Raw genomic sequence first — 24,158 nt, forward strand, 5'->3', positions numbered from 1 at the left:
AAGTCCGTCATACCGGAACCGGGACGTCAGGGAGCCGAATCGTCGAAAGGATCGTGGGCATGCAGCTTGCCACATGGCTGGAAGTGGCGCCGATGATGGCGGTCATCCTCGCAGGGCTCTACCTGCCCGGCGCGTGCGTCGCCGTGGCGGCGGGCCGTCGCCGCCCGCTCGAGGTCGCGGCTCTGGCGCCGGTCGTCGCGATGGCGGTCGCCGGCCTCGGTGGCGTCGTCGCGTACAGCCTGCACGTGCGATGGGGGTGGGGCTTCTATCTGGCGTCCATGGCCGTCGTGTGCGCGTGCGTCGCGGCGGCGTCGTGGGCGATGCGACGTCGGTCCGGCCGCGTCGGTCCGGCCGACGCCACCGGTCCGGCCGATTCCGACAGCGCCGATTGCGACGCCCGTTCGGGTGAGTCCGACGTCACCACCAGCCCCGACCGTACCTCCCGTCCCACCCTCAGCGCCCGCCTCCGCGGACCCCGCAGCCCCCGCGACCTCGCCCGCAACGCCCTCCCCGCCTTCGCCGGCGTCCTCGTCGCGGCCGTCGCCACCGTCGTCCGTCTTGTGACGTCCGTCGCTTCGCCGGACCAGATCACCCAGACCTACGACACGGTCTTCCACGACAACGTTGTGGCGCATATCGTCCAGACGGGCGAGGCGTCGTCGCTGCACGCGCTGCCGCCCATCCGCGACGTCTATCCGATCGCGTTCCAGCAGTTCGCGGCGCTCGGCGACATGGCGTTCCCCGCGCTGACCGCGCCGGCCGCCGTCACGTGCGCCTGGCTGGTGTTCGGCGCCGTGGTGTGGCCCGTGTCCATCCTGTTTCTCGTGCGCACGGTGTGCGGCCGCCACGCGCTTTCCGATTTCGCCGCGCCTCTGCTGGCGGTTTCGGTCGCCGGCGGCCCGTTCCTGCTGTTGGATTGGGGCACGTTGTATTCGATGTTCGCCGGCCAGACGCTGCTGCCGGTGCTGTTCGCGCTCACCTGGCGTTGGTGCATGCGCGATTGGCGGCGTGGCGCGTCCGCATGCGTCTCCGGTCTGGCGTGGATCGCGGTGGCCGGTCTGGCGGTGTCGTTCGCGCATTTCCGCGTCATCATGACGTTCCTGCTGACGGCGATGCCGTTGGCGTTGTTCTGGCTGTGGTCCGTGGCGGTCGCGCTGCGTGAGTCGCGCGGCGTGAGGGCGATGCGGATCGCGGTGGGCGCGTTCGCGGCTGTGGTGTTGGCGGTGTTCGCCGCCGGTTGCGCGGTGTTCGCGCGCATGTACGTCTTCGACACGTCCCGCCCGATCTCCGACCATCTCAACGGCGGCCCCGCCCTGCCCACGGAGGATATCCCGTCCGCGATCGGCCGGTTCCTGACGGGCACGCCCATCAATGCGGTGAGCCAGCGGTTGGCGACGGATTGGCTGGTGGTGGCGCTGCTGGTGGTGGCGTTGGTCGGCATCGTCACGTGCGGTCATGCCGCCCGTGACGCCCATGATGTCCGGTCCGCCCGTGCCGGCCGCGCCGACGGTCGAACCGACTGCGATGGACGCCCCGGTCTCGCCGAATGCCCCGATCCCGCCGGACGTGCGATGCGTCGCGACGGCCTGCTGCTGGTGGCGGGTTTCGTGCTGTTGGGCTTCGTGTTCGTGGCGTGCGCGGGCACGCACGCCGATTGGGCGAAGGTCGTGTCCGCGCTGTGGTACAAGGATCAGCGTCGTCTGTTCGCCGCTTGGCCGATGATGGCCGCGCCGATCATCTGCCTGGGCGTGCGGGCGCTGTGCGGCCGCCTTCCGTCGTCCGCCCGCACCGCGGCCCGCCGTCCCGCCGGAATCGCGCCGCACGCGCTGCGGACGGTGGTCGCCGTCCTCGCCGTGCTCGTCTGCGTGGCGAGCCCGCAGATGACGGGCATGATGCATGCGGTGAGGGGCACGTACGCGTTCGCGGAGAACGGCGAGGACTATCCGATGCTCACCAGCGACGAATACCTGCTGCTCAAACGGATCGGCACGCATGTGCCGGAGGGTGAGATGGTCGTCTCCGACCCGTGGAACGGCAGCGCCCTCATGCTGGCGGTGGGCCGTCGCACCCCGTTCTACGCGCACTTGTACATGGCGTGGGACTACGACCACGCCTATCTCGGCGGCAATCTGAAGAACCTGGACACCGACCCGCAGGTGTGCGAGATCATCCGCCGCAACGACCTGCACTGGTACGTTTCGATGGGCGGCCCGTACGCGCCGGACGATCCGAACCAGAACGTGTTCGACGGTCTGGCCGTGGTGCCGGACGCCATGCAGGCGGTGGACCGGCAGGGCGACGCCGTGCTGTACCGCATCACCGGTTGTGGTGTGTGACCCTGCGTCCTGTCCCGTGCGCCCCGCCCCACGCGCAGCCCGGCCGCACCCTATAATGGTCGGCATGCAGCTCACCGTTACCGCCGTAGTCGTGTCGTACAACCGCGAAGCCCTGTTGCAGGAGTGTCTGGACGGGATCGCCGCGCAGACGCGGCCGGTCGACCGCATCGTGGTGGTCGACAACGCGAGCACCGACGGCGCGTTGCAGGTGATCCGCAACCACCCGCTGCTCGCCCGCGCGACGTACCTGACCGCGGACGGCGATGCCGCCTCCGCGTCGCCCGACATCGCCGCTTCCACCGCACCGGACGCCACCGTCATCGCCCTGCCGCATAACACGGGCGGCGCCGGCGGCTTCTGCGCCGGCATCGCCGAGGCCATCGCCGGGTTCGGCGGCGACGCCGTCGCGCAGTCCCGCCACTACGTGTGGGTGATGGACGACGACACCGTGCCCACGCCGGGCGCGTTGGAGGCGCTGCTCGCCGCGGTGGCGCGCTGCGCGTACGAGAACCGTACGATGCCGGCGGTCCTGGGCTCCAAGGCTTTGTGGGTGGACGGCCGCGAGCATCTGATGAACAAGCCGCGCCAGCGCACGTGGGTGCGCAAGGGCGACCGTCTGCTCGACATGTCCAGCTTCGCCGACGAATCGGAACCGTCCGAATCATCCGAACCGTCCGTGCCGTCCGGACCGGCCGCCTATCAGGTGCGTTCGCTCTCGTTCGTCTCCTGCCTGATGAACGCGGGCGCCATCCTGACGCTCGGCCGTCTGCCACGCGCCGCGTACTTCCTGTGGAACGACGATTTCGAATTCACCTCGGCCCTGCTGCGCCGCGGCATCGGCTACTATGTGCCGGCCAGCGAGGTGGTGCACAAGACGAAGGTGTTCGGCTCCTCGGACGCCGATCCAGGCGCCCGCTTCTACAACGAGGTGCGCAATAAAATCTGGCTGTTCCGCTTTTCGCGCGGCAATTTCTCCGGTTCGGAGCTCGTCGAGTTCCTGCTGAAGACGGCCCGTCGCTGGGTGCTGACCTGGCTGCGGTCGTCCGACCGTGCGACGATCGCCGACTGCTTCCGTCGCGGCCGTCACGACGGCTTCCGCACGAAGCCGGCGTCGAACGCCGAAATCTTCGCGGACGTGCCTGAGGTCGTCGAAGCCATTCGCGTCGTCGAACCCGAACGATAGCGCGCTCTCTCAGCGCCTCCCGCGATTGCGCAGCGCGGTGAGCGCGCGGTACGCGGCCCGACGCGCGCGCGTGGGGACGAGACGGTAGACGGCGCGGACCGTCACGTTGCGCAGGAACTGCGTGCGCGTGACGAACCCGTCGGCGAGGAACCGACGCTGCAGCCGGACCTCCTCGCGGAACATGTCGCGTCCGCCGCGGCGCTCGTAGGCGCCGGCATCCACGCGGTAGAGCACGAGCGGCGCGCCCACGTTGCGCATGCGCGCGCCGCGCAGCAGCATCCGCTCCCACAGCAGATAGTCCTCGAACCGTCCGGCATGCTCCGGATAGCCGCCGGCGGCGAGCACCGCGGATTTGCGGAACACCACGCTGGGGTGGTGCAGCGGGGATTGCAGGCGCGCGTAACGGGCCAGCTCCGGGCCGCCCGCCGGCAGCGTGCGCACCTGGCCGAGATGCGTCTCGTCGCCGCTGAATTCGCGGATGGCGCTGCCCGCCACGTCGATCGCGCCGCCCTGGAACAGCGGCAGCTGGGTGGCGAAGCGGTCCGGCAGCGAGATGTCGTCGCTGTCCGCGCGGGCCACGAGCTCGTGGTCGCAGTGGGCGAGTCCGACGTTCAGCGCGTGCGCCAGCCCGTCGTTGTGCTCGAGCGGGACGATGGTGAAGCGTGTGATGTGGCGGGCGGAATCGTCGTCCGCCAGGTCGTCGAGGTACCGCTGCATGTCCTGCGGCACCGGTCCGTCGCGCACGATGACGCATTGTTCGGGCGGCAGCGTCTGTTCCACCGTGGCCGACGCCACCGCGCGCTGCAGGTGCGCCAAGGTCTCGCCTTGGTAGACGCTCATGAGCACGCAGAACGGTTGCACGGTTTCAGTCATGCCCACCAGTGTAACCGCCGGTTCCTGTGAGCGGATAGGTCCGGGGGATGATTCACAGGAGGTCTGTGTAGGCAAGTCCGTCAGCCGCGACGGCGGCGACGGCGCTGCATCCGCGCCACCACCTGCTTCGAGCCGCGGTCGGCGAGCTGAGAGACGGCCGCGCCCACGGCGGCGGAGACGGCGGCGAACGCGATGCTCATGAGCAGGCCCTGCGGGGCGTCGGCGTCGAGCCCCTTGCGCAGGTTGCGTCGCGCGGTGCCGCGGCGCCACGTGGTGTCGAGCAGCTTGCCCGCCACGAGCCCGGCGATGGACGGCAGCGCCCAGGTGAACAGCTTGTCGCCCAAGGTGTCCGGGTCGTTGAGACGTTGCTCGCGCAGGGCGTCGACCTTGCGGTCGATGCGGTGGAGGGCTTCGACGGCGGCGTCGGCTTCGGAGGGGGTGCTGGTGGAGCGGTGTTTCGCGGCGTTCATGCGTTCCAGTCTAGTCCGCGCCGGCCCGGGTCGCGTGGCTCCGCGCCCGTTCCGCCGGTCGTTGCGGGACCCCGGCCGGTCGCCTTGACGCCCGTCCGGCCTTCCCGCGCGGGAGGAAACGGCAACAGGGTTGGAGCCGGATGCGGGGACGGGCTACAGTGGGTGTCATGAGTGAACATGTTGAAGGCGGCACTGTGGCCGTCGACGCCCGCGGTGGCTCCGGCTTCCTGGTGCTGCTGCGTCATGGGCAGACCGCGTGGAGCGAATCGGGACAGCACACCGGGCGCACGAACGTGCCGCTGACTTCGGTGGGACGGGAGCAGGCCGCGGCGGCCGGGGAACGCCTGCGCGCCGCGTTCCCCGGAGGGTTCCGTGCCGACTGCGTCTTCTCCAGCCCGCTGAAGCGTGCGCAGCAGACGGCCGAACTGGCCGGGTTCGCGGAGCACGGCACGCTGGACGGCATCGCGGAGTGGGATTACGGCCGTGCGGAGGGTCGCACGCGCCAGCGCGTGCGCGAGATGAGCGGATTCGACTGGGACGTCTGGCGTGACGGCCCGCAGTCGCTGCCGGCATCGATGGACGCCGATTGGACCGAGCGTCTGCCGGAGGGCGGCGAGGTGCAGGTGCACGCCGGTACCGGCGAGACGGTGGAGGAGGCGGCCGCGCGCGCCCGCGGCGCCATCGCGCAGGTGACGCCGCTGCTGGAGGCCGGACATGACGTGCTGCTCGTCGCGCACGCGCACATCCTGCGCATCCTCACTTCGCAGTGGCTGGGCGTGGACCCGCGGTTCGCGCGCCTGCTGCGTCTGGACACGGCCCACTATTCGGTGCTGAGCCGCTACAAGGGCGACAACGTCATCGAACGCTGGAACTGTTAGCGTCGGTATCGTCGGCCGACGGTCCGGACGGCTGACGGCACCGCCGGCCGCCGGCCGTCAGTCGGACGGCCGCGTCGTGCTGGAGCGGACGATGAGCTGCGGCGGGATCTCGTGGAACGGCTGGTCCACGTCGCGTCCGTTGATGAGGTCCATCGTCATGCGTGCGGCGGTGTGCGCCATGTCCACCGGGTCCTGGCGGATGGTGGTCAGGCCGATGTCGTCCGTGTAGAAGCTGTCGTCGTAGCCGATGAGCGACACGTCGCCCGGCACGGACAGGCCGTTGCGTTCCAGCTGGAACATGAGCGGCAGCGCGATGCCGTCCTCCTGGCAGGCGATGGCGGTGGGCATGTCCGGCAGGCTCATGAGCTGCGTGACCACGTCGCCGATGCGGTAGTGTCCGGCGTCGTCCACCTTGCAGACGATGACCTGCGGTTCGATGCCCTCCTGCCGGCAGCGTTCGGTGAACGCGTCGAAACGGCCGCGCACGGAGAAGCTCAGGGACACGTCGCGGTCGGTGCGGATGTAGGCGATGTTGCGATGCCCCAGGTTGATGAGGTGGCGTGCGGCCAGCGTGGAGCCCTGCTCGTCGTTGATGGTGACGGCCGCGGCGAAGCCGTGCTGCGCGGCGTCGGCCGTGTTGATGCCGATGATCGGCACGCCCACGGTGGCGAGCTGCGCGGTCTCCTCGTTGTCGATGTCGAAGGAGACGACGATGACGGCGTCCGCGTTGCGGCGGACGGGCAGCATGTCGAAGAACTCCTTGCGCTCCTCGATGCTGGACACCTGGAAGACGGAGATGTCGTAGCCCTCCGCGTGGAAGACGTCATTGAGGCCTTCGATGACGGATGCGGTGAACCACAGGCGGATGTGGCCGCTCATAAGCACGGCCACGCGCAGCGCGCGCCCGGATTTGAGCGCGGCCGCGGAACGGGAGAGGGAGAAGTTGAGCCGGTCGGCCGCGGCGAGCACGCGTTCGCGCGTCTTCTCCGAGACCAGCGTGGGGCGGGTGAACGACCGCGACACGGTGGAGATGGAGACGCCCGCCGCCTTGGCCACGTCCTGGATGCTGCTGCTCATGGGACCCCCTGTTCGTGCCGGTGAATCGGATGGGGAGCGCCGTCGAGCCATGCCGGCACCCCGTTATGCTAACGAATGCAGTACCAGTGTACACGCGTTGCCGTGTGCGGTCACATCGTTGGAATGACGGGGTTCGCGGGCTGTGGGGCCGAGGGTGTGCGCCTCAGTACGCGAGCCATGCGGCGGCGTCGGCCGGCAGGCGGTCGTCGTCGGTGAGCGGGGCGGAGGCGAGCAGCAGCGCGGCGTCGGCCGGCAGGGATACCGGTTCCGCACCGAAGTTGGTCACGCACACGAGCGTGCGGCCGTCGGCCGTCGGACGGGCGTACGCGATGACCTCGTCGCCGGAACCCTCGTCGTCCAGCCATTCCACCGTCGACGTGTCGCCGGTGGCGGTGAGCAGCTTCGCGCGCAACGCCAGCGCGCGACGGTACAGGTTGAGCATCGAGGCGCCGTCGGCGGCCTCGACGTCGGCCGCGAAATCCTTGAACCACAGGGGCTGCGGCAGGTGCGGCGCGGCCGCGGGCGTGCCGTCGGGACGCGTGGCGGGGGAGAAGCCGAACGACGTGGCAGCGCCGTCGGCGAACGCGGGGTCCCAATCGGCCGGAACCGGGCCGTCGTCGGACCCGTCGGCGTCCGCATCGCCTGCGGTCCACGGCAGCGGCACGCGGCAGCCGTCACGGCCCTTGTCGGTGAAGTTGCGGCGCGTGTTGAACGGCGTCGGATCCTCGAGCCGGTCCCACGGGATGTTCGCCACCTCGAACAGGCCCAGCTCCTCGCCCTGGTAGATGTACACGGATCCGGGCAGCGCCAGCTCCAGGAGCGCGGCCGCACGGGCGCGGCGCGTGCCGAGCGTGCGGTCCTCGGTGTATGACGTGCCGTCACGCAGCAGCCAGTCGTGCGCGAGCTGGTGGTAGACCGGACCCTTCACCTGCGGCAGGCCGTAGCGGGAGGGGCTGCGCGGCACGTCATGGTTGTTCATCACCCACGTGGTGGTCGATCCCTGCGTCTCCGCGGCCGATTCGAGCCCGTGGCGGATGGCGGAGCGGAACTCGTCGGCGTCCCAGTTCGCCTCGGCGAACTCGAAGTTGAACACCTGGCCCAGGCCGGCCGGATCGGCGTACAGATGCTGGTGTTCGGGCACCACCCACGCCTCACCCACGGCGAAGCGCGGCGGATCGTACTCGTCGAACACCTCGCGCCATTCGCGGTAGATGTCGTGCACCTCGCGGCGGTCCCACAGGGGGCTGGTGAAGTCGTGGCACAGCACCTGCTGCACGGTGTCCGCGGGCATGTCTTCGAGCGGCGTGGAATCGAGGTCCTTGGCCAGGCCGTGCGCCACGTCGATGCGGAAGCCGTCGGCGCCGTGGTCGGACCAGAAGCGCAGCGTGGTCTTGAACTCCTCGTGGACGTCCGGGTTGTCCCAGTTGAGGTCCGGCTGCTCCTTGGCGAAGATGTGCAGGTACCACTGGCCGTCCTCCACCCGCTGCCAGGCGGGGCCGCCGAACAGGGACTGCCAGTCGTTCGGCGGCAGTTCGCCGTTCGACCCACGCCCCTCGCGGAAGATGTAGCGGTCGCGCGCGGCCGAGCCGCGGCCGGCGGCCAGGGCCTCCTGGAACATCGCGTGCCTGTCCGCCGTGTGGTTGGGCACGATGTCGACGATCACCTTGATGCCGGCCCCGTGCGCGGCGGCGGCCATCCGGTCGAAGTCGTCCATGGTGCCGAGGCGCGGGTCGACGTTCCGGTAGTCGATGACGTCGTAGCCGCCGTCGGCGAGGTCGGAGGGGTAGAACGGGCTCAGCCAGATCGCGTCGACGCCGAGGTCCTCGAGGTAGCCCATCTTCTCGGTGACGCCGGCGATGTCGCCGAGCCCGTCACCGTTCACGTCCTTGAAGCTGCGCGGGTAGACCTGATAGACGACGGCCTGCTTCCACCAGTCGCTGCGTTGGTTGTTCGCGGTCATGCGCGTTCCGTCCTTTCCGTGCGCCTTCCGTGTGCGGCTCCTCGCCGGCGCGTCTCCCGCGTCCGGCGACGATTCGATGACAACGATAGCAGCGATGCGGCTTCCGGCGTGCGTCCGTCTTATGCGGGCGCCGTCCGAAGGGTGGGCGCGGTCTCCGATGGTGACACGCCGAGGAATGACGACGTTGTCATCGAGGGCAAACCGTTGGCATGACAGGGGTGTGACCCGTTACACGGGATTGCCACGACGGTACGTCCGATTGCTACTGCATACGTTTGCGGTATGATGTGGCACATACGAACATGCGACATGCGAGGAGCCCTGAAACTCCAATGTTTTTGAGGCTTGCAGCTGCGACTACAAGCTGTGACAACGTATGCCTTTTCGTCAAGCACACCGAGGTGCGCACGACGAGGTTCGCACAAACGACAGGACAGGATCCCTCCTTCGTGACGTCGTCGTCGGAGGTGGGCATGAGCAGATGGGAATACGTTGAGATGGGTGTGAACCTGCGGAACGATGCACGCCGCGGAGCATGCCGGGCGCTGGCCGCCATGGCGCTGGTTGCGGCCATGGTCGCGGCGCCATGCGCGTTCGCCGTGCTGACGCGCACGGCCTCCGCCGCCACCATCGACGGGCTGCCCGCCGGCGCCCTCTGCACACCCACCGAACAATCCATGGGCACCGACGTCGACATCTCCAAGGACCGCGATCCCGGCGTCGCCACTTGGGTCGGCGGCAACATGTACATCGGCAGGAAGCCGACGGACAGCGCCTCGTGGAAGAACGGCACCGGCCCCGACGGCTCGTACGCCGTGGAGGCCGAGGGTCTGACGGTCGTCAACGGCAAGCTCATGATGAAGCCGCTCAAGAACTCGTGGGCCGGTGCCGGTTTCCGCTTCGGCATTGTCGGCTTCGGCACGTAGTTCCGTCCCGCGCGGAACAGCACCGCCCTGGTGGTCGGCGGCAACACCTCCGACACCGCCCTGCCGGACTGGTCGAACGTGCAGGCATGGTCCCATACCGGCTTCCTGCGCGACAACGGCCATATCGCGTCGATCGCCGGCGAGAGCTCCGACCTCTGGGGCAAGACGGGCACGAAGTCCCTCGACAAGAACCCGGCCAATACGGACGCCTCGGTCAACTGGAACGTGGACGATCCGATGACGCACGTCACCGTCAAAAGCGGTGACAACGACACCGACACCAGCGACGATTCCAAGAACCTTTCCGAATCCGAGTACTACCAGGACTACGTCGTCGAAGACATCTCCGCCCCGCTGGCCTTCCAGACCAAGACCGGTACGGTGACACAGGACGTCTCCACGCTGGACACGCTGACCCGCCACAAGTACAACTACTACACCGAGGGGAATGACTCAGGCAGCTCCCTCCAATACGTTTTCAAGTACAACGGTGACACCAAGAACGGCACCGGCCGCGGTCTTGCGGCCACCGACTCGTACACCAACCGTGAGAAGCTCATCACGTTCACCGGCACGAACAATCCGACGATGGAAGTGTTCGACCTCGATGCGAGCATGCTCACTGATTACATCGGCAACACCCGTTACCGTGGCGTGGCGTTCGCGTTCACGAACATCGCCGACACCGCGTCCGTGGTGATCAACGTGACCGGCAACAACAAGAACATCTCCTTCCATAATGGTTGGCAGTTCTGGTGGAACGGTCAGGAGATCTCCGACGGTTATTCCAACTACAACAGCAAGAGCACCGATGCGAATCTGAAGAAGAAGTCGGAGCTGTACGCGAAGGCCGCGCAGAAGATCCTGTGGAACTTCCACGACACGAACAACCTCGCCATCTACGGCGGCATCGCCAACGAGGGCACGGATAAGTACACGGAGGACGACCCGGCCGCCGCGATGCTGGGCAGCATCATCGTGGTCGGCAACGCCGAATCCGGCGAGGACGGGAAGGACGCGGACAACACCACCGGCAACTTCGAATCGCACGTCACCACCAACGGCCGCGTGTACACCGAGGGCGACTTCTCCATGTACAACCCGTATTATGCGGCGGAATTCGGTCAGGCTGGCGCGAAAGATGGCGATTCTTCATCCGTCATCGACATGGACCAGGAACGCCACAACTTCCCGTGGAACGGCTCCTACACCGAATCCTGCGCCGCCATCGCCTGGACCAAGACCCGCGAGGACGGCACCTCGAAGCTCGCCGGCACCACCTGGGCCGTGTACGGCACGTACGACGACGCCGTGAACGGCACGAACCCGCTGCTCACCGTCAAGGACAACGACTTCCATGACAAGAACGCCAACGGCGGCGAATTCACCGTCGAAGGCCTCGCGCCGGAAGCCAACTACTTCATCAGGGAGACCGGCGCCGACGAAGGCTTCCAGCTCAACGGCGCCATCTACCATGTGACCACCGGCAAGGCCTCGGACAAGGCCGCGGCCGTCACCCAATCGGTGACGAAGAACGCGGACGGCACGCTCGAGACCGGCACGGCCGGCATGAAGAACGGCCACATCACCAACAAGCCCACCGAAGCGACCTGGAACAAGACCGACGTCAACGGTGCCAAGCTCGCCGGATCGCAGTGGAAGCTCGTCGGACAGGGCACCACCTACTGCGTGGCCGACGACGTGACCGTCGACGCGAACGGCGCGGTCAGCCCGTCCGGCACCACATTCAAGGACTGCCCCGACGGAGCCACGAAGACCTCCGACCACGCCACCGGAACGGACGGCACCGGCGTCATCACCGTGAAGGAACTGCCTGCCGGTAGCTACACGCTCACCGAGACCAAGGCCCCCGCCGGCTATCAGGTCTCCAAGGACACGTACACGCTCGTCGTCAAGGCCGACGGCACCGCCTCCACCATCACCAAGGCGGACGGCTCCGCGCTCGCCGGCGACGCCGTGGCCGACGAATCCCGGCCGGTCGCCCTGCGCGTGCCGGTGCGGAAGAGCGTCAAGTACACCGACTGGCCCACGTCCGGCGGCAAGTACGTGGCGTTCCGGTTCGCCATCACCGGCGCCTCCGCCGACACCAAGGGATGGCCCGTGCCCGAAGGGTGTGACGGCTTCGCCGACTGCGCCATCGACCTCGCCCCGGCGGACGACGCCACCGACACGACGCAGGTCGCCGCCCTGTTCGGCAAGCTCACGTTCACCGACGCGCAGCTGGGCGACAAGCCCGGCGACGACGGCGACTACGCGAAGACCTACACGTACCTCATCGCCGAAACCGTCCCCGACGCGGCCGACCGCGTGCCGGACCTGCGCTACTCGAAGGCCGTGTACCGTCTCGCCGTCACCGTGAGCCGCGCCTCCGACGACTCCGGCGCGTACGCCGGCCTCAAGGCGCACGCCGTGCTGACGCGCATGAAGGACGACGACGGGAACGCCGCAACCGGCGACGGCGTCGTCGTGGGCGACTGGACCGTCACGTCCACCGACGCCCGAACAGACACGTCCGGCGAGGCCGGCGGCGCCGCAGATGTCACGGACGCCGACGCGGCGCACGCCGCCGCCTTCGTCAATACGAAGGCGCTCACCGGACTGCCCATCACCGGCACCGACTGGACCGGGCGGCTCGTGCTCATCGTCGGCGGAGGATTCGTCCTCGCCGCCGTGGCCCTCGCCCTCGGCCGCAGGCTCGCCCTGAACCGGCGGCGCGACGAGGCGGGCGGATCGCAGCGGTGACCCGCCGCCCACATCACAGATTTCGGATTCGTAGGAACCCACAGGAAAGGAACACAGGAATGAACAAGGTACTCCATCGGGTGATCGCCGGAGCCGCGGCCCTCGGCATCGCCGTGAGCGGCTTCGCGTTCGGCGCGGCCTCCGCCTACGCGGCGGACGGCGACCCCACCACGGGAGACATCACCATCAACAAGTCGGCCAGCGACCAGATCGACCACACGTTCGACGGCTGGCACCTCGCCTCGCTGACCAACGTCACCAAGGACGCCGACGGCAACATCAAAGGCTTCCTCATCGACACCGACGACTCCATGGTCGGCACCATCGTCTCCGCGATGACCGACGCGCAGAAGACCGCGTACGAGGCCGACGCCAACTACTACAACACCGACGACGCCAAGGCCAACCCGATGGGCTACCTGGTCGACCAGGTGTTCAAGGACCAGTCCGGCGCCGCGCTGAGCGAACTGACCAGCCCGTGGGGCGGCGACAGTTCGCCGCTGCGTGCGTTCGCCAAGTCCCTGAGCGAGAAGCTCGCCGCCCAGGGCGCGCCCGCCGCCGCGTCCACCACGCTCAAGACCGGCACGAACACCGGCCTCGCCCAGGGCCTGTGGTTCCTCAAGGACACCACCGCCACGAACGACGTGAAGGGCGCCAACTCCATCCCGATCATCACGCCGACCACCTTCGATGGCGCCGACAGCTGGGGCACGGTGACGCTGAAGAACACCACGCCGAGCATCGACAAGCAGCTCGTCGACGGAGACAAGGACAACGGCTACACGCCGAACAAGCAGCCCGACTACGCCGTGGGCGACACCGTCTCCTACCAGCTGAGCTCCACCATCCCGGTCTACACCGGCTACGACATCGACCCGACCATGACCGACTCCGCCAAGACCCGCGTCTTCCAGATCACCGACACCGCGTCCAAGGCCCTGACCGTCGACGCCAAGTCCGTCATCGAATCCGTGAAGGTGGGCAACACCACGCTCAACGCCGGCACCGACTACGACGTCGCCGTCGCCGACTACGCGGGCGACGAAGCCGCCTACGCGGGCGGCCACGTGACCACCATCGACCTCAAGAAGTACGTGAACAAGGCCGCAGGCTCCACGTCCGAGAAGAACGGCATCGACGAGGGCGCCACCGTCACCGTCATCGTCAAGACCACGCTCAACAAGTCCGCGCTGCTCTCCGAGCCCGGCAACGTGCAGGGCAACCCGAACAAGGTGGACCTGACCTACTCCAACAAGCCGGAGAACGTGTCCGACGCCCACAAGGTGCCCGGTCCGGAAGTCAAGGTCTACGCCTACAAGTTCGGCATCCACAAGACCGACAAGGCCGGCACCACCGTGCTGCCCGGCGCCAAGTTCACCATCAAGGCCGTCTCCGGCACCACCAACCATGACGGTCAGTACCTCGGCTCCTACGGCGAGAACGGCTGGAGCTACGTCGGCACCACCGAGCCGGCCGCCGACGCCACCGAAGGCGTCTTCGTCACCGACAAGCACGGCGACATCGCCGTCGAAGGCCTCGACGCCGGAACGTACGAAGTCCACGAGATCGCGCCGCCCGCCGGCTACACCGCGCTCGGCCTGCCGACCTTCCAGTTCACCATCACCCCGAAGGTGGGCTCCGAATCTGGCGGCCACAAGACCATCACCGAGGAGCAGTTCGAGATCGCCAAGACCAGCGACTACGTGAAGCTCAACGACCAGCACGGCACCCAGCTCGACGTGTGGAACGCCAAGAACATCACCGAGCTGCCGAAGACCGGCGGCGCCGGCCTCGTCATGATCGTCGGCCTCGGCGCGGCGTTCATCGCGGCCGCCGGAGCGTTCGCCCTGCGCGCACGCCGCCGCGCCTGACGCGCATCCCGACGCGCAGGACGCATCGCCCGCGCATCCCGACGAGCCGGTGACGTGAGACCATTCTCCTTCCACACGTCACCGGCATCCCGCCTCCGGACCACGGCTTCCTGTACGGCCGCGGTCCGGAGGCTCTCCCATATCAGGACGACCCACGACAGCCACCACGAGGAACGCACCATGAGCAACGACATCCGCACCGCGCACGAGGCCGACGGCACGGCCGCCGCACGCCGCGCGCGGCACGGACGCATCGGACACACCCAATCGAAGGTCTTCAGCATCCTCTCCGTCCTCTCGCTGCTCATCGGACTCGTCATCATCGGCGCGCCGTTCGTCATGCGCGCCGTCAACGAGCACCGCCAGACCGCCGTCATCAGCCGCTCGGAACACACCGTGGCCGCATGGCCCTACCCCAAGGCGGAGGACGAGCTCAAAGCCGCGCGCGCCTACAACCGGAAACTCGCCGCAAGCGGACAGAACGTCATCGGCGAAGTGCACGACCCCTTCACCAGCGACACCGGACGATCCACCACCTCCGACGTCGACGCATCCCTCGCCGAACAGGACACCACCTACCAGCACCTGCTCGACACCGGCCAAGGCGTGATGGGCACCATCCGCATCCCCTCGATCGCCGTGAACCTGCCCATCTACCACGGCACGGGCGAGGACGCGCTCGCCGCCGGGGCCGGACACCTCTACGGCACCTCGCTGCCCGTCGGAGGGAAAGGCACGCACGCCGTCATCACCGGGCATCGCGGCCTGCCCAACGCGCTCCTGTTCACACGCCTCGACGAGCTGAAGACGGGCGACGCGTTCTACATCGACGTCATGGGCGAGGAACTCGCGTACCAGGTGGACCGCATCGACGTCATCACGCCGGACGACTCCAGCAAACTGCGCATCCGCAAGGGCGAGGACCGTGTCACCCTCATGACCTGCACGCCCTACGGCGTCAACTCGCACCGTCTGCTCGTCTCCGGCGTGCGCGCCTCCGTGCCGGACGACGTGCCCGCCGCGGACGACGTCCACGGCGTGAACACCACCACGCTCGTGCTGGCCCTGCTGGGTGTGGTCGTCGCGGTGCTGCTGGCGCTGGCCGCCTGGTGGGTGCTCAGGCGGCGCGGGCGCCACGGGTGAGCCGCGCTCCGTGGCCGGGCGGACCCCGGCGGCACCGCGCGCCTCGTGAACCACCGCATATGACAAAGCCCGGAATCGGCTTTCGGCCTGATTCCGGGCTTTGCGCGTGATGCGCGTTCGGTTTGCGATCCCTGAGGACGGGCGGGAATCGCAAACCGGGGGCGCTACTCTCCCCGCATCACCTCGGCCAGGGACAGCACGCGCGGATCCTTGAACACCTCGTCGGTGTGCACCACGTGGCCTTCCGCGTCCTGCAGTGGGATGCGCCAGTTCGGATACTGGTCCGACGTGCCCGGCTGGTTCACCGAGGCGTGCTGGCCGGTGCCGTCCACCAACGCCGCCTGCCGCAGCAGCGACGGCGTCTCGGTGAGCATCGCGTGCATCGCCTCCACGATCTCCTGCTCGTAGGCGGGCATGTCCTGCTCGGCCGCGTCGGCGTCCGCCGCAGGCAGCCATCCGCCCTCGACGAGCATGTCCAGCATGGCGCGGCGCTCGGCGCGCGCCAAGGCCGCGAAGCCCGCCACCGGGCCGTCCAGCAGATGCAGCCGCTCGCGCAGCTTCACATGCTCGAACTCGAGATAGCCGGCCGTGGGCGGCAGGTCGTGCGTCGTCACCGAGGCCAGGGTCTGACGGCGGTAGTCGGTCGGCGGCTTGTACGGGTCGCCTGCGTTCGGCGAATCATCCACGCGGGAGAACCAGGCCACATCCGTGCCGAACACGCCGTGCGAGGACAGCACCTCGTGCACGTAGTCGGGCACGGTGCCCAGATCCTCGCCGACCACCACGCCGTCCGCGCGCGTTGCCTCGATGGCGAGCACCGCCAGCATCGCCTCATGGTCGTACGTCACGTACGCGCCGCCCTTCGCACCCTTGCCGCGCGGAATCCACCACAGACGGAACAGGCCGAGGATATGATCGATGCGCACCGCGCCCGCATGCGCGAACATGGCGTGCACCATCTCCCGGTACACGCGGTATCCAGTCTCCTCGAGGTAGCGCGGGTGGAACGGCGGCTGGCCCCAATCCTGGCCCTGCTGGTTGTAGAAGTCCGGCGGGCAGCCCACGGTGACGCCGTCGGCCGCGAAGCGCTCCGGATACCACCAGGCGTCCGCGCCGAGGGAATGCACGCCCACGGCCATGTCCATCATGAGGCCCAGCGCCATGCCGGAATCCTTGGCGGCGCGCTGCGCGGCCGTGAGCTGCTCGTCGGCGATCCACTGCAGCCACCGGTTGAACTCGAACAGGTCCCGATGCTCCTCGACGAGCGCCTTCACCTCCGGCGAATCACGGTTCGTGCGGTGGAACCACGAGGGTTCCTCCCACGGTGCGCCCCACACCTCGAACGCCACGCACCACGTGGCGAAGGCGTCCAGATCCGGGCCGGCCGCGCGTTTGAACGCCTCGAAGCTGGCTTCGCGCTCCGGGCTGCGGGGCGCCTCGAAGATGAGGCGCAGGGCCTGGCACTTCGCCCGCCACGCCTCGTTGAGGTCCATCGGCTTCGCGTCGTCGTTGCGGTAGGAGACGAGCGCGTGCAGCTCCCGCACGCGGGCTGTGGCGCGGGCGTCCATGCGGCCGGAGGTATCATCGCCGGCCGGGTCCTCCGCCGCGGCCACGTATTCGGGGATGTCCTGCGGGCGGATGTACGTGGCGTTGAGGAACCGGCGCGATTCCGGCAGGTACGGCGAGGGTTCCAGCGGCGGGACGGGCGCGCAGGCGTGCACCGGATTGATGAGCATGAAATCGGCGCCGGAGCGCTCGCCGGCGCTGGCGAGCAGGCGCTTCAGGTCGCCGTAGTCGCCCACGCCCCACGATTCGCGCGACCGCACCGAATACAGCTGCGTCATCCAGCCCCAGCGCGGATGCTCCGCGATGGGCTTCGGCAGCGGGATGCGCTTGGGCGCCACGATGAGCGTGGCCGATTCGCCGGCGGCCTCGCCGCCCGTCGTGTCGGTTCCGGCTGTGTTGCCCGTGCCGTCCGCGGCGTCCGCATCCTCGCGCAGGGCGACGCGCAGCGTGTGGTAGCCGATCGGCAGATCGGCCGGCAGCGTGAGGAACCAGTCGGTGCTGTTGAGATCCGGCAGCAGGTCCGACTGCTCGTTGCGCAGCGTGGAGCCGTCCTCCAGTGTGAGGGTCACGGCCGGTTCCGCGCCTTCCGGGCAGTGCAGGCGGATGACCGCGGGCGTGAGGCGGCGTCCGGTCTCCGGCTGCGCGTCCTCCGAGGCCGGGTTCTCCTCCGCGACGGTGACGACGATGGTCTTCGAAGGCAGCACGCGGCTGGCGTCCCGTTCGTCGAGGGCCGCCTGCGAGCGGGCGATGGCCTCCGGCGAGGAGGCGTCGACGCCGAGCGCGGCGAGCACGTCGACCAGCACGTCGTCGGCGATCTCCACGTAGTCCCCGAGCTGGTCGATGTACGAGGTGGCCACGCCGCTCGCCTTGGCGAGGCGGATGAGTGGCCGCGCCAGTCGTTCGGCGCTTTCCGTGCGCGCGGATGGTTGATGGGATGTTGCGGTCATGAGTGCTCCTTGGGATGCATGGGTGCGGCTTCCACGCCGCCTTCCCGGTACGGTCGTCCGCGGCGTATCGGGCTGGATGATGGATTGATGAAGTGACGTTGCCCTTGACCATAGCGCGGAATGACATCGTTTGCAAAAGTGTGTGTCGGACGGGGCGGAACGGTCGGCCACGGGACCGTCGGTCCCGTGGCCGCGTCATCGGAGGGGCGTCAGCGCAGCACCGCGAAGGATTGGGGCGGCAGCAGCAGTTCTCCGGCCTCGATCGACGGCTCGCCGATGGACAGGGCGATGGAACGAACCCCGTCCGAACCGTCCAACGGCAGGCGCAGCGCATCCCGGCCCGGATTCATCGCGACGATGACCGAATCGGGGGAGGCGGCGCCGTCCCCGGAGGCGCACGCGGCCGTGCGTCGGAACGCGAACAGACGCCCGTCGCCGGAGAGCACCTCGAACCCGGCGGGCGAGGCCAACGCGGGCGCGGCGTGCCGGAACGCGAGCACCGCGCGTACCCAGTGCCACAGCGAATCCGGATCGGCCATCGCGGCCGCCGCCGTGACCGGCGCGGTCTCCCCGTCGCCGTCCGCAGGCTCCTGCACCGGCAGGTACAGGTCATCGGCCGGGGCCGTGGAGAAGCCGAGGTTCGGCAGCGAGGCGTCCCACTGCATCGGCGTGCGGCTGCCGGTGCGCACGTAGCCGCCCTCCTTGGTGGGCAGCGGGCGGTACGGCAGGCCGATCTCGTCGCCGTAATAGACGAACGGGCAGCCCGGCATGGTCAGCAGCATGCCGTACGCCACCTTGAGCTCGCGCGCGGTGAGACGCTGCGCCAGGCGCGGCGTGTCATGGTTGCAGGTGATGAGGTCGAACCGGCCGCCCGCGCGCTCGCAGTCCCTGAGCTGCGGGACGTACTGGTCGAGGAACGGGCGGATCGAGGCGCCGGAGTCCGCGTTGAAGTAGCTGGCGTCGCCCTCGTGCTCCAGCGGCGCATCCGTGTTGCGCAGCAGCATGTTGTAGCCGTTCGGCTCGCCGTTCCAGCGCCAGTCGAGGTAGAAGTCCATGTCGAACCCGGCCTGCATGGATTCGGCCGGGCGCCCCCATTCGGAGACGAACGCGGCGCCCGGGAACTCCGGGCGGATCTTCGAGAACAGGTATTGCCAGGTGCGGATCGTCGCCGGTTTGCCCCAGTCGTCGTGCTTGACGAGGCTGTCGGCCATGTCCACGCGGAAGCCGTCCGCGCCGCGGGAGAGCCAGAAGCGCATCACGTCGAGCAGCGCCTCGCAGGTGGCGAGGGCGTCCGGGCCGAGCGCCGGCTTCTGCCACGGCTGCTTGGGGTGTGCGAAGCCGTAGTTCAGGGCCGGCTGGCATTTGAAGAAGTTGAGGATGTAGGTGCCGTCGCGTTCGGTCTCGCCGCCGATGAACGGCAGCCCGTCACCGCCGGAGATCCAGCAGTCGGTCCAGATGTAGCGTTCGGACACGTCGTCGGTGGTGCCGTCGCCGTCCGTGACGACGCGGCGGGCCGGGTCGGGGCGTGCGGAGGCCCGGAACCAGGCGTGCTCCTCGCTGGTGTGTCCGGGCACGAGGTCGAGCAGCACGTGCATGCCGCGTTCGTGGGCGGCCTCGAACAGGGCGACGAGGTCGTCGTTGGTGCCGTAGCGTGCGGCCACGTGGGTGTAGTCGCGCACGTCGTAGCCGGCGTCCTTGAATGGTGAGTCGTAGCAGGGGTTGATCCACAGGGCGTTGCATCCGAGGTCGCGGATGTAGTCGAGGTGCGCGGTGATGCCGGGGATGTCGCCGATGCCGTCGCCGTCCGTGTCGGCGAAGCTCTGCGGGTAGACCTCGTAGAAGCAGGCGTCGTCCAGCCATTGCGGGCGTCCGCCGTGCGGCGTTTGCAGGTCGGTCTGCTCCGCGTTCTGCGATGCGGCGGTGGGGGCGTGCTCCCTCGGGGTGCCGTCGGAGGGTTCGTGCTGGGCGTGTCGTGTGGGTTCGGTCATGGGAAACTCCTGTGTTCGTGCGGTTTTCGGCCGGTGCATGACGGCTGCGCCGGAGGCCTGCAACCATCATATGCCAACGTATGCAAAAAACGTGCTATAGTTGCAGTCAACGATGTTCCGCAGCGTTGCAAACGAAACATTTCAAAGCCATACCGAACAAATGTGAACGTATGCAACGCGGCGTTCAGCACAGGAACTGAACACGCGGGCATCAGGAGATCGGAAACACCGAACCGAGAAAGGAACGGATCAACGATGATCAACTGGAAGAAGGCCATCGGCCTCGCCGCCGCAACCGCCATGCTGCTGCCGCTCGCCGCCTGCGGCTCCGACAACGCTTCGAACGGAGGCTCCTCCGAAGGTGGCGCCGTCACCCTGAAGGTCTGGGCCCCGCAGGAGGACCAGGACGGCAAGAACTCCTGGCTGAGCCAGGTGGAGGCCGGCTTCGAGAAGGCCCACCCCGAATACCAGATCACGTGGAAGAACGACGTCGTCTCCGAGGGCGACGCCTCCAAGACCGTGCAGACCGACCCGTCCTCCGCCGCCGACGTCTACATGTTCGCCTCCGACCAGCTCGGCACCCTCATCGACTCCGGCGCCATCGGCCAGCTCGGCACCGACGCCGCCAAGCAGGTCAAGGAGCAGAACGGCGACCTCGAGGTCAGCTCCGTCACCGGCCCCGACGGCAGCCTGTACGGCGTGCCCTACACCGACAACACCTGGTTCATGTACTACGACAAGTCCGCGTTCTCCGCGGAGGACGTCAAGAGCCTCGACACGATGGTCTCCAAGGCCGCCGTCGCCTTCCCGCTCTCCAACTCCTGGTACATCGGCGGCTTCTACGACGGCCTGAGCCTGTTCGGCGAGAAGGGCAACAACGCGAAGGCCGGCATGGTCTTCCCGAAGGACTCCGCCGACATCACCACGTACCTGGCGAACCTCGTCGCCAACCCGAACTTCCATGACTCCGCCGACAACTCCGGTCTCTCCGAACTGCAGGCCGGCACCGTCAAGGCCTACTTCTCCGGCACCTGGGACGCCGCCACCATCAAGAAGGCCCTCGGCGACAACTACGCCGCCGCGCAGCTGCCGACCTTCACCGTCAACGGCGAGACCAAGCAGATGAAGTCCTTCGCCGCCACCAAGGCCGCCGCGTACAACCCGAACGCCTCCAACCCGAAGGCCGCCGCCCAGTTCGCCGCCTACCTCGGTTCCACCGAGGCGCAGAAGCTGCACTACGAGACCCGCCAGATCCCGCCGACCGGCAAGTCCCTGTCCGACCTGACCACCGACGACATCGCCGCCAAGGCCCAGTCCGACACCATGGCCAACACGGCCATCCTGCAGTCCGGCCTGTCCGGCATGAATGACTGGTGGACCCCGGCCGAGACCTTCGGCAAGGCCCTCGTCAACAAGGAAGTCACCGCCGACAACGCCAAGGCCAAGACCGACGACTGGGTCAAGCAGGTCGGCAAGTACGCCGAGTGAGCATGACGGCCGGGACTCCGGTCCCGGCCGCACAGACCCCACCGGCCGCGCCGGCCGCTAGGCCGGCCGCCAACTGGCTTCCTCTTATCTCTTTACCTCTCCTCCTCCTTCGTGACAGGGCCCGGGCGACATGCTGTTGACGCAGACGGCGCCCGGGCCCTGTCGCGGTTCCTTCATGTTCCTTCCCATCCACTCGATCCATTCGAACCATCCATCCAATCCATTCACTGAGAGGCGGTAGGGTGCAATGACATCGGCAACCCTTTCCCCACGCGAGATGAAGCGCCGTCGCAAGCTGGGCGCGGACTACGTGGCCCCCTCGCCGTATTCGGTCCGCAACGCGCTGACCCGCGGCGACATCTTCACCAAACTGTCGGCGGTCGTGTTCGGCCTCGGCAACATCGTGCGCAAGCAGTTCGTCAAGGGCATCGCGCTGCTGGCCCTCGAGATCGCGTTCATCGTCTTCATGATCGTGGGCGGCGCGGAATACCTGAGCAAGCTCCCCGGCCTGGGCGACCAGAAGCAGGGCAAGAAGCTGGTCGACGGCTTCTGGGTCTACACCGCCGGCGACAACTCCGTGGTCATCCTGCTGTACGGCGTGTGCACGCTCGTCATCTGCGCGCTGTTCGTCTACCTGTGGACCATCTCCCTCAAGTGCGCATACAAGGCCGAATGCCTGACGCGCGAGCACGGCAAGGCCCCGAGCCTCTCCGACGACCTGCACACGTTGACCAACCAGAAGGCCAACCAGCTGCTCATGTTCCTGCCGACGCTCGGCATCCTCGTGTTCACCGTGCTGCCGCTCATCTTCATGATCTCGATGGCGTTCACCAGCTACGACCACAAGCACCTGACCCTGTTCGACTGGGTGGGCTTCCGGAACTTCGCCGAGGTGTTCTCCAACAGCGGCGGCACCGTCAACGCCGGACTGTTCATGTCCGTGCTCGCCTGGACCCTGGTGTGGGCGTTCTTCGCCACCTTCCTCAACTTCTTCTTCGGCATGTTCTTCGCGATGATCATCAACCGCAGGACCACCCGCTTCAAGGGCTTCTGGCGCGCCTGCTTCTCGATGTCCATCGCCGTGCCGCAGTTCGTGTCCCTGCTGGTCATGCGCACCATGCTGCAGCCCACCGGCGCCATCAACCGCCTGCTCATGGAATGGGGCTGGATCGACTCGGCGCTGCCGTTCTTCACGAACGCCACGTGGGCCCGCGTCACCGTCATCGTCATCAACCTGTGGGTCGGCATCCCGTACACCATCATGCAGATCACCGGCATCCTGCAGAACATCCCGGCCGACCTGTACGAGGCCGCGAAGATCGACGGCGCCAACTGGTGGCAGATCTTCGTGAAGATCACGATGCCGTACATCATCTTCGTGCTCACCCCGTACCTCATCACCACGTTCACCGGCAACGTGAACAACTTCAACGTCATCTACCTGCTCTCCGCGGGCAACCCGACGCCCGTCGGCTCGTCCGCAGGCAAGACGGACCTGCTCATCACCTGGCTGTACAAGCTCACGGTGGACAAGAACGACTACAACCTCGGTGCCGTCATCGGCATCATGACCTTCATCGTCCTCGCGGTGGTGTCGCTCGTCACCTACCGCAATTCCGGTTCCTACAAGAATGAGGAGGCATTCCGCTGATGAGTGACCACAGCGTTCAGAAGGCCGAATCGCACGGCCTCATGCACGACGCCAAGAAGCGCCGCATCCTCGGCGACGTCCTGTCGCACCTGTTCCTCGCCGTCATGGCGGTCATCTGGCTCATCCCGATCGTGTGGGTGTTCGCGGAGAGCTTCAACAAGAACACCGCGCCGTACACGAAGACGTTCTTCCCCACCGAGTTCTCGCTGGACAACTACGTGGCGCTGTTCACGGACAAGTCGGTGCTGAACTTCCCGAAGATGTTCATGAACACGTTCATCGTCGCGGTGTTCGTGTGCCTGATCTCCATGTTCTTCGTGCTTTCGGTGGCTTACTGCATGAGCCGCCTGCGCTTCCGCACGCGCCGCACGTTCATGAACGTGGTGCTCATCCTGGGCATGTTCCCGGGCATCATGGCCGTCTCCGCCATCTACTTCATCCTCAAGGCCGTGGGCCTCACCGGCGAGGGCATGACCACCATCGCCCTGATCCTGGTCTACTCGGCTGGCTCCGGAGCGGGCTTCTATGTGATGAAGGGCTACATGGACACCATTCCGACCTCGCTCGACGAGGCCGCCATGCTCGACGGCTGCACCCGTCTGCAGGTGTTCACCAAGATCATCATCCCGATCTGCAAGCCCATGATCGTCTACCAGGCCATCATCGGCTTCCTGACCCCGTGGCTCGACTTCGTCATGGCGAAGGTGATCTGCCGCACGCAGTCGAACTACACGGTGGCCCTGGGCCTGTGGCTCATGCTGGACAAGGAGTACATCCAGAACTGGTACGCCCGCTTCGCCGCCGCGGCCGTGGTGATCTCGATCCCGATCGCCATCCTGTTCATCGTGATGCAGCGCTTCTACCAGGAGTCCATGAGCGGTTCCGTCAAGGGCTGAGCCGTAATGGACAGTCCGGTGGACTGTCCGTAGGCTCAGCCTGAGTGAGGCGACAGCCGAACGAAGGCAGGATTGGGCCCGGCCGTAGGCCGGTCCGTTCTTGCAGGACTGACACTCGCTTCGCATTCGCATCATCGCGGCG

The 24,158-nt window shown here is 67.6% G+C and carries 16 protein-coding genes; 10 read left to right on the top strand and 6 right to left on the bottom strand.

The window, feature by feature from the left end:
* The first annotated feature begins 59 nt into the window (after window positions 1-59).
* Window positions 60-2,336 (top strand): DUF6541 family protein, encoded by a 2,277-nt coding sequence (locus JS531_RS08500; protein WP_214315058.1) that lies wholly within the window; start codon window positions 60-62, stop codon window positions 2,334-2,336.
* A gap of 64 nt (window positions 2,337-2,400) precedes the next feature.
* Window positions 2,401-3,519: a glycosyltransferase gene (locus JS531_RS08505; RefSeq protein WP_214315059.1), complete on the top strand. Its 1,119-nt coding sequence runs from the start codon at window positions 2,401-2,403 to the stop codon at window positions 3,517-3,519.
* 9 nt (window positions 3,520-3,528) lie between these two features.
* Here the strand turns inward: JS531_RS08505 and JS531_RS08510 are convergent, their stop codons facing one another.
* Both JS531_RS08510 and JS531_RS08515 read right to left on the bottom strand, forming a co-directional pair.
* The gene (locus tag JS531_RS08510) at window positions 3,529-4,392 is read right to left on the bottom strand and encodes a glycosyltransferase (RefSeq protein ID WP_240542131.1); all 864 of its coding nucleotides are present in this window, start codon (window positions 4,390-4,392) and stop codon (window positions 3,529-3,531) included.
* An 80-nt stretch (window positions 4,393-4,472) separates the two neighbouring features.
* Window positions 4,473-4,862 carry a DUF4235 domain-containing protein gene (locus JS531_RS08515; protein ID WP_214315060.1) on the bottom strand — a complete coding sequence of 130 codons (390 nt, stop codon included), beginning with the start codon at window positions 4,860-4,862 and terminating at the stop codon, window positions 4,473-4,475.
* Between the two features lie 167 nt (window positions 4,863-5,029).
* Between JS531_RS08515 and JS531_RS08520 the strand changes: the two genes are divergently transcribed.
* A complete protein-coding gene (locus JS531_RS08520; protein WP_214315061.1) occupies window positions 5,030-5,740 on the top strand; it encodes a histidine phosphatase family protein in 711 nt (236 codons plus the stop codon).
* 57 nt (window positions 5,741-5,797) lie between these two features.
* Here JS531_RS08520 and JS531_RS08525 read toward each other — a convergent pair whose 3' ends face one another.
* Both JS531_RS08525 and JS531_RS08530 read right to left on the bottom strand, forming a co-directional pair.
* Window positions 5,798-6,817, bottom strand: a complete 1,020-nt coding sequence (locus JS531_RS08525) for a LacI family DNA-binding transcriptional regulator (RefSeq protein WP_214315062.1) — start codon at window positions 6,815-6,817, stop codon at window positions 5,798-5,800.
* Between the two features lie 163 nt (window positions 6,818-6,980).
* Window positions 6,981-8,777, bottom strand: coding sequence for a glycoside hydrolase family 13 protein (locus tag JS531_RS08530; protein ID WP_214315068.1), 1,797 nt, complete (start codon window positions 8,775-8,777; stop codon window positions 6,981-6,983).
* Between the two features lie 473 nt (window positions 8,778-9,250).
* On the opposite strand from JS531_RS08530, the gene JS531_RS11150 reads away from it, so the two are divergent.
* The 4 genes from JS531_RS11150 to JS531_RS08545 all read left to right on the top strand — a co-directional run bounded on the left by JS531_RS11150 (window position 9,251) and on the right by JS531_RS08545 (window position 15,480).
* Window positions 9,251-9,703 (top strand): hypothetical protein, encoded by a 453-nt coding sequence (locus tag JS531_RS11150; protein ID WP_240542132.1) that lies wholly within the window; start codon window positions 9,251-9,253, stop codon window positions 9,701-9,703.
* Window positions 9,704-9,733: 30 nt separating this feature from the next.
* Window positions 9,734-12,466, top strand: a complete 2,733-nt coding sequence (locus JS531_RS11325; protein WP_346427774.1) for a SpaA isopeptide-forming pilin-related protein — start codon at window positions 9,734-9,736, stop codon at window positions 12,464-12,466.
* Window positions 12,467-12,525: 59 nt separating this feature from the next.
* Window positions 12,526-14,337: a SpaH/EbpB family LPXTG-anchored major pilin gene (locus tag JS531_RS08540; protein WP_214315069.1), complete on the top strand. Its 1,812-nt coding sequence runs from the start codon at window positions 12,526-12,528 to the stop codon at window positions 14,335-14,337.
* A 180-nt stretch (window positions 14,338-14,517) separates the two neighbouring features.
* Complete coding sequence (locus tag JS531_RS08545) at window positions 14,518-15,480, top strand: class C sortase (RefSeq protein WP_214315071.1); 963 nt, start codon at window positions 14,518-14,520, stop codon at window positions 15,478-15,480.
* A 164-nt stretch (window positions 15,481-15,644) separates the two neighbouring features.
* On the opposite strand, the gene malQ is transcribed toward JS531_RS08545, so the two are convergent.
* Window positions 15,645-17,993: a 4-alpha-glucanotransferase gene (gene malQ, locus JS531_RS08550; RefSeq protein ID WP_214315072.1), complete on the bottom strand. Its 2,349-nt coding sequence runs from the start codon at window positions 17,991-17,993 to the stop codon at window positions 15,645-15,647.
* A gap of 209 nt (window positions 17,994-18,202) precedes the next feature.
* Window positions 18,203-19,981 (bottom strand): alpha-amylase family glycosyl hydrolase, encoded by a 1,779-nt coding sequence (locus tag JS531_RS08555; protein WP_214315073.1) that lies wholly within the window; start codon window positions 19,979-19,981, stop codon window positions 18,203-18,205.
* A gap of 255 nt (window positions 19,982-20,236) precedes the next feature.
* Between JS531_RS08555 and JS531_RS08560 the strand changes: the two genes are divergently transcribed.
* From JS531_RS08560 to JS531_RS08570, 3 genes are all read left to right on the top strand, one after another.
* Window positions 20,237-21,469 (top strand): extracellular solute-binding protein, encoded by a 1,233-nt coding sequence (locus JS531_RS08560; RefSeq protein ID WP_214315074.1) that lies wholly within the window; start codon window positions 20,237-20,239, stop codon window positions 21,467-21,469.
* Window positions 21,470-21,746: 277 nt separating this feature from the next.
* A complete protein-coding gene (locus JS531_RS08565; protein ID WP_214315135.1) occupies window positions 21,747-23,120 on the top strand; it encodes a sugar ABC transporter permease in 1,374 nt (457 codons plus the stop codon).
* Entirely contained in the window at window positions 23,120-24,016 is an 897-nt protein-coding gene (locus JS531_RS08570) for an ABC transporter permease subunit (RefSeq protein ID WP_214315077.1), read from the top strand. Before JS531_RS08565 ends, JS531_RS08570 begins: the two co-directional genes overlap by 1 nt.
* Window positions 24,017-24,158 lie beyond the last annotated feature (142 nt).

Origin of the sequence: Bifidobacterium sp. CP2 (assembly GCF_018555635.1) — a bacterium.
GTDB classification, from domain to species: domain Bacteria; phylum Actinomycetota; class Actinomycetes; order Actinomycetales; family Bifidobacteriaceae; genus Bifidobacterium; species Bifidobacterium saguinibicoloris.